Genomic DNA, 1,994 nt, shown 5'->3' with positions numbered 1-1,994 from the left:
GAACGCCGCGCTCGCCGAGGAGGTCACGGCCTCGGCGGCCGGGGCCCGCACGACCGAGGTGTACGGCCTCGCCGAACGCCGCCTCGCCCGCGTGCTCGACCGGGTCGCCGCCGCGCACCGCGCCCGCGAAGGCACCCTCGCGCTGCGCAGCGTGCTCTTCCCCGCCGTCGACTTCGGCGCCTTCCTGCCCGTCGCCGCGGCACTCCTGCTCGGCGGCCTCCTGCACGCGCACGGCCTCGCGAGCCTGGGGGCGGTCCTGGCCTGCGCGCTCTACCTGCGCAAACTCTCCGATCCCGTCGACATCCTGTTGCAGTGGCTGGAGTTCCTGCAACGCGGCAGCGCGTCCTTCGCGCGCGTCGAGGGCCTCGGCCTCGTCACGGTCGACGTGCCCGCGCCCCGCGCGCCCACCGGCGACGGCACCCTGCGGCTGGACGGCGTCCGGCACTCCTACGACGGCGACCGCGACGCCGTGCGCGACGTCAGCCTCACCGTGCGCCCCGGCGAACGCCTCGTCGTGGTGGGCCCGTCCGGCGCGGGCAAGACGACGCTCGGGCGCCTCGTGAGCGGCGCCGAGACCCCGAGCGGCGGCGCGGTGACGCTCGACGGGGTGCCCGTGCACACGCTGCCGCCCGGCCGCGTCGTCCTCGTCACGCAGGAGCACCACGTCTTCCTCGGCACCCTCCGCGAGAACCTCGCCCTCGCGGCGCCGGACGCGAGCGACGCGGACCTGGAACGCGCGCTCGCCACCGTCGGCGCGGACTGGGCGGCGGAACTGCCCGCCGGGCTCGACACGGTGCTGGGGCCGGGCGGTCTGTCCCCGGACGGCGCGGCGGTCCAGCAACTGAGCCTCGCCCGCACCCTGTTGCTCGACCCCGGCATCCTCGTCCTCGACGAGGCCACCTCGCTCATCGACCCCCGCACCGCCCGCCGCACCGAACGCGCCCTCGCCGCCGTCCTCGCGGGCCGCACGGTCATCACGGTCGCCCACCGCCTCCACACCACCCGCGACGCCGACCGCGTCGCGGTCATGGAGGACGGCGCCCTCACCGAACTCGGCACGCACGAGGAGCTGGTGGCGGCGGACGGCACGTACGCGGGACTCTGGCGGGCCTGGCACGGCGACTGACCCCCGTGCCGGGCCCGCCCGCCTGTCTCACTCCACCCGCAGCCGGGCCCCCAGCTCCCTCCCGTGACCGACCTCCCGCACCGGCCCCGTCAGCCGGACCGCGCAGCGCAGGCGGTGGTCCGTACTCGACGCGGAGAGCCGGAACTCCAGGTCGCCCGGCTCGACGACGCGGCGGCCCGCCAGGCCCGTGAAGGAGGCCGTGTCGGCGGGGATCTCGACGTGGACGCGGGCCGAGGCGCCCGGGGCGAGCGGCACGCGGAGGGCGCCGACGAGACGTTGTTCGGGCTGCACGACGGAGGCGACCGGGTCGTGGAGGTAGACCTGCACGACCTCCGTCCCGGCCCGCTCGCCCGTGTTCGTGACCGTCAGAGCGAGGCGGACCGTGCCGTCCGTGGGCACCTGCCCGGGGGTCCCGGGCGTCAGGTCCGTCCAGGCGAAGGACGTGTACGTGAGGCCGTGCCCGAAGGGGAAGGCGGGGCTCGGGTCGAGCGCCGAGACGTCACTCGGGCCCGCGAGCGGGGCACGCAGGTACGTGCCGGGCTGGCCGTCCGGAGTGCGCGGCACGCTCACCGGGAGCCGCCCCGAGGGCGCCGCGCGCCCGCTGAGCAGCGCCGCGATCGCCCGCGTGCCCTCCTGCCCGGGGAAGAACGCCTGCACGAGCGCCCCCGCCTCCGCCGCCGCCCGCCCCAGCGCGTAGGGGCGCCCCGCGAGCAGCACCCCGACCACCGGCGTGCCCGTGTCGAGCAGCGCGTCCAGCAACTCCTGCTGCACGCCGGGGAGTCGGAGCGAGGGCGCGTCGCAGCCCTCGCCGCTCGTGCCCCGGCCGAAGAGCCCGGCGCGGTCCCCGAGCGCGGCGATCACGACATCC

The 1,994-nt window shown here is 77.2% G+C and carries 2 protein-coding genes; one reads left to right on the top strand and one right to left on the bottom strand.

Annotation, left to right across the window (positions count from 1 at the left end):
- On the top strand, nt 1-1,126 hold a 1,126-nt coding region (locus G3I42_RS32985), incomplete at its 5' end, for an ABC transporter ATP-binding protein (protein ID WP_164291348.1).
- A 27-nt stretch (nt 1,127-1,153) separates the two neighbouring features.
- Here G3I42_RS32985 and G3I42_RS32980 read toward each other — a convergent pair.
- Nucleotides 1,154-1,994 (bottom strand): glycoside hydrolase family 3 C-terminal domain-containing protein (locus G3I42_RS32980; protein ID WP_203607665.1); only part of this gene is annotated, 841 nt, incomplete at its 5' end.

Source organism: Streptomyces sp. SID11385, assembly GCF_010548245.1.
Classification (GTDB): Bacteria; Actinomycetota; Actinomycetes; order Streptomycetales; family Streptomycetaceae; genus Streptomyces.
Note: the sequence above shows the minus strand (reverse complement) of the source record. Positions and strands in the feature narration are given on the sequence as shown.